3 protein-coding genes and 1 pseudogene are annotated in these 4,725 nt (G+C 32.1%); 1 reads left to right on the top strand and 3 read right to left on the bottom strand.

The features are described from left to right. Positions 1-1,116: Ig-like domain-containing protein (locus ACTG3V_RS15025; RefSeq protein WP_439132990.1), on the bottom strand; the 1,116-nt coding region annotated here is incomplete at its 3' end. Positions 1,117-1,243: 127 nt separating this feature from the next. Here ACTG3V_RS15025 and ACTG3V_RS15020 point away from each other — a divergent pair. Then, on the top strand, positions 1,244-2,272 hold the full coding sequence (locus ACTG3V_RS15020; RefSeq protein WP_439132989.1) for a LacI family DNA-binding transcriptional regulator: 1,029 nt from the start codon (positions 1,244-1,246) through the stop codon (positions 2,270-2,272). A 20-nt stretch (positions 2,273-2,292) separates the two neighbouring features. Here the strand turns inward: ACTG3V_RS15020 and ACTG3V_RS15015 are convergent, their stop codons facing one another. Together ACTG3V_RS15015 and ACTG3V_RS15010 are read right to left on the bottom strand one after the other, a co-directional pair. Next, complete coding sequence (locus ACTG3V_RS15015; protein ID WP_439132988.1) at positions 2,293-3,903, bottom strand: UxaA family hydrolase; 1,611 nt, start codon at positions 3,901-3,903, stop codon at positions 2,293-2,295. Between the two features lie 21 nt (positions 3,904-3,924). Next, positions 3,925-4,725 (bottom strand): annotated as a pseudogene (locus tag ACTG3V_RS15010) (tagaturonate reductase); the annotation flags it as partial.

Here is a 4,725-nt window from a genome sequence, read left to right as displayed (position 1 = left end):
ATTTTGCCATGCTCTACAGCCTATAAATTTATTTCCTGTTCCTGCATCTAACTTACTTGCAAAACCATCAGCATTTTCTAAAGTAGAATCTGCGTTAAAGAATGAATCACAATTTAAAACTGTATTATTTGCACCACCATTACCTATTTGTAAACCTGTATCTGAGTTTTCACTAAATTCACAAAACTCAATAAGATTATCATTACCTGTTATTAACATACCATTATCTCCTGCATTAAAAACTTTAATCCCTTTAATGTGCCAAAAATTACCCGATAATTCAATACCTCTATTTGAACTGTTTTCTGACATTGCAGAAAAATCAAGTGTAGGTCTTTGGGTATTATTTGGATGTGGTAAAATAGAAATAAGACTTGATGATGTTCCGCTTTGACCGATATTTATTGTAGAACTAAAAGTAAAAGTTCCTTCTTTTACATAAATAACATCTCCTGCTACTGCATTCTGTATAGCTGTCAATAGCTCTTGACTTGTAGCAACCCCAGGTACATTTGAAAAACCTGAAATGTTAACAGCTAACTCACCAAACACAGCATTAGCATCCTGTGATGTAGCTCTTACTGTTACAGAACCATTATCTAAAGGTGTTAATATACCCTCTGAATTAATGGTTGCAATTGCGCTATTTGAAACAGACCAAACCACTTCTTGTGTAGTTGCATTAGCTGGAAAAACCTCTGCAGAGAAACTTTGTGGTTGTCCATCAGTAATATCTGAACCAGATACAGTGATACTTTCTACCAAAACAACAGGAATAACAACACCAGATACTGTTATATCTTTAGTACCTACTACTCCAGAATCATCTTGAGCTGTGGCAGTAACTGTAACCATACCATTTGTAACAGCTCTTAATAAACCGCTTGAAGATATTGTTGCTATGCTCTCATCCGAAACACTCCAGGCAACTGTTCGATTTAATGCTGTGGTAGGAAAAACTTCTGCTCTCATTTGAGAAGTTCCTCCATCACTTATATCATCACCACTAACTACAATACTCTTAACAATAGTTTCAGTTAAGTCATCCTCATTAGTAGTACATGAAGCTATTATTAACAACATGATATAAAACGGATATTTAAATATATTTTTCATTAATTATTTTTAAATTATATTTGTTTAATAATGTAATCGATTGCACAATATTATAAATAAAGTTTCGATTTACAAAATTTATTAATTAAAAATATTTTTTTCAGAAAAAAAATCATTAATTAGCAAAATGGTAAAGAAGACCACGATATACGACATTGCTGACAAGTTAGGTTTAACTGCAGCAACAGTTTCTAGAGCATTAAATAATAATCCTAAAATTAGTGAAAAGACTAGAAAATTAATAAAGGAAACTGCTTTAGAGTTAAATTATGAGCAAAATACGCTTGCAAAAGCGCTTAAAAGTGGTAAAAGTTATAACGTGGGTGTAATTGTACCACGTATAGATAGCAACTTTTTTGCTTCTGTAATTAGGGGAATTGAAGATGAATTGTACCCTAAAGGATATCATGTGATAATTTGTCAGACTCATGATCAAGAAAATCAAGAAATAGGCAATATTAACAGTTTGTTAAGTACCCAAGTTGATGGGATTTTAATGTCTATAACGAACCGAAAGGCTACAAATAAAATTTTTGAGAGTATTTCTAAGAAAAATGTTCCTCTTATATTTTTTGATAGAAAAAAGGAGATTTCCAATGTTAGTTCTATTACTATTGATGACTTTAATGGGGCATACAATGCAACTCAACATTTAATAGAGCAAGGATGCAAAAGAATTGCACATTTTTCAAACGATAAAAGATTAGAGATTTTTAAAAATAGGTTTTTAGGTTATAAGCAAGCAATCATAGACAATGGTTTAGAGTATGATGAGAGTTTGGTTATTGAAACTTTTAGTAAAGTTTTGTCAGGAAGAGAGTCAGCCAAAAAGTTATTAAGTTTACCAAACCCACCTGATGCAATTTTCTCTTCGAGTGATTTTTCAGCGCTTGGTGCTATTCAAGAAATTAAAGCTCATGGATTAAAAATACCAGAAGACATTAGTGTTATAGGTTTTAGTAACGAGCCATTTACTCGCTTTATGGAATTATCTATAACATCTGTTGATCAATCTCCTGTAGAAATGGGAAGAAAAGCTGCTTTGCTATTTTTAGATGAAGTAGAGGCTAAAGTAAATAAAAAGAAACCGCAACAAATTGTGTTACAGCCAGAATTAATTATACGTAAATCTTCTCTTAAAAAAGTTCTTAATTAAGAGAAGATTTAGTATTTAATTTATAAAGAAACCCCTCTTTTCCAAGGAATAAAGTCGTCTTGTTTTAGCAAACCTGCTTTAGAAGTAATTTTACCACTTGCTACATCAACAATATAGTCAAGAATTGTTTCTGCCATTTCTGCTATAGATTTTTCACCTTTAATAACATCACCTGTATCAATATCAATAATATCACTCATTCTATTGGCTAAATCAGAATTAGAAGATACTTTTATAACAGGCGTAATTGGGTTACCTGTTGGCGTACCTAAACCTGTTGTAAACAAAACTATATTTGCTCCAGAACCTACCATTCCAGTGGTACTTTCTACATCATTACCTGGTGTGCACAATAAGTTTAAACCTGGTTTTGTAATGTATTCTCCATAATCTAAAACATCTACTACTGGAGATGTTCCTGCTTTTTTAGCAGCTCCTGCAGATTTCATGGCATCAGTAATTAAACCGTCTTTAATGTTTCCTGGAGAAGGATTCATATCGAACCCAGAACCAGCATCTACAACCGATTTTTCAAAAGCTTGCATTAAATTCAAAAACTTATTCGCTTTTTCTTCTTCAACACATCTGTTTACCAACTCTTGTTCTACACCACACAATTCTGGAAACTCAGATAAAATAGCGGTACCACCCAAAGCAACTAGCATATCTGAAGTGTATCCTAAACTTGGGTTTGCAGAAATTCCAGAAAAACCATCAGATCCACCACATTCTAAACCTACTTTCAACTTAGATAATGGAGCTGGTTTTCTTTCTATTTCATTGGCTTTTTTAATGGCCTCATAAGAATTTTTTATAATAGCCGTAAGCATTTCATCTACAGTACCCATTTGTTGTTGTTCATACATCAACACTGGTTTTTTATTATCTGGACTAATTGCGTCTAAAGCTTTATTAAATATATCCATTTGTAGGTTTTGACAACCCAAGCTTAATACTGTTGCCCCAGCAACATTTGGATTTTTTACATAACCCGCTAAAAGTCTTGCTAAACTCTCAGAATCCTGTCTAATACCACCACAACCACCTGGATGCGTAATGAATTTTACATCAATATTTTCAAATACTTTTGTAACTTCCTTTTCTGCATTATCTGTATCTTCTTCACCCTTTACTAGAGAGCGCAATAACATTTGATGCGAATTAGACTTTACAGTTAATAATTCTTTTTCAAAGACATCTCTTAGTTTTTCTATGTTTTTATTCTCACAAAAAACCAAAGGAAAAAACAACCAAACATTGGCTGTACCAACCTGTCCATCTTCTCTATGGTAACCCATAAAGGTTTTGTCTTTCCATTTATCAACATTAGGTGCTGTCCAACCAATAGTTCCTGTTTTTTGAGAAACTTTTGCACTTTGATGTTTTACATTTTCTGTAGTTAAAACACCTCCTTTTTCAATTTTAGAGCTTGCTTTACCCACTAAAACACCGTACATAAAAATTTCACTTCCATTTTCAAATGTTTCTAAAGCAATTTTATGTTTTGCTTTTACATCTGAAATGACTTTGATATCTTGATTTTCAAACGAAATAACTTCACCTGCTTTTAGATTGACTAAAGCAACTGCTACATTATCTGATGGATTTACTTTTATTAATTTTTTTTGCATGATATAATGCGTATTTCTTACTTAATATTTATTGCTAAAATTTGCCAAACCTTGTTCAATTCCGTTGTTATCAATTTCACCTAATGCTAAAGCAATAGCATCTGTTAAATGATTTACTTTTGTTAAGTCTTCATCCCAAAAAGAGGTATTTGACAACACTGATTCTGCTACTAAAGCCACATCATTTTGTGCCCAAATAGCAGTAAACGTATCTACAATATCTTGACTGTCTTTAATTGGTGTAGCTTCTCCATTCCATGCTCCTTTGTAAAAACGAATTAAACACGCAAAAGCAAAGGTTAAGTTTGTTGGTAATTTACCATTTTTTGATTCGTATTCTAATAAACTTGGTAACACACGTACTTTAAATTTTGAAATTGAATTTAAAGCAATATCTGCTAATTTATGTTTGATAAATGGATTTCTAAAACGATCTAAAATATCTTCTGCGAAGCTATCTAACTCGCTTTTATCCATAGGAAGCACGTCATTAATTTCATCAAAAATGGCCTTGTTAACAAATGCTCCTGTAAACTTATTATCTACTGTTTCTTTTACGGTTTCATTACCATATAATAAAGAAAAAGGAACCATAGATGTATGAGCACCATTTAAAATACGAACTTTTCTTGTACGATAAGGTTGCATATCTTCTACAATCTTAACATCTAAATCGGTTTTATGGAAGGGTAATTTTTTCTTTAAATCTTCACCACCTTCTATAACCCAAAGCAAAAATACTTCTGCAGCAACTATTAAATTGTCTTTATACTCTAATTGTGCATTATAATCTTCTATTTCGTCTTTTGGATAACCTGGTAC

The organism is Polaribacter sp., from assembly GCF_965660385.1.
Classification (GTDB): domain Bacteria; phylum Bacteroidota; class Bacteroidia; order Flavobacteriales; family Flavobacteriaceae; genus Polaribacter.
The sequence above is the reverse complement of the archived record's forward strand: the minus strand, read 5'-3'. Positions and strand labels throughout refer to the sequence as shown.

Bases quoted from the DNA above. Each gene is read 5' to 3' on its own strand.
- ACTG3V_RS15020 (WP_439132989.1), top strand. From the start codon at position 1,244: ATGGTAAAGAAGACCACGATATACGACATTGCTGACAAGTTAGGTTTA.
- ACTG3V_RS15015 (WP_439132988.1), bottom strand. From the start codon at position 3,903: ATGCAAAAAAAATTAATAAAAGTAAATCCATCAGATAATGTAGCAGTT.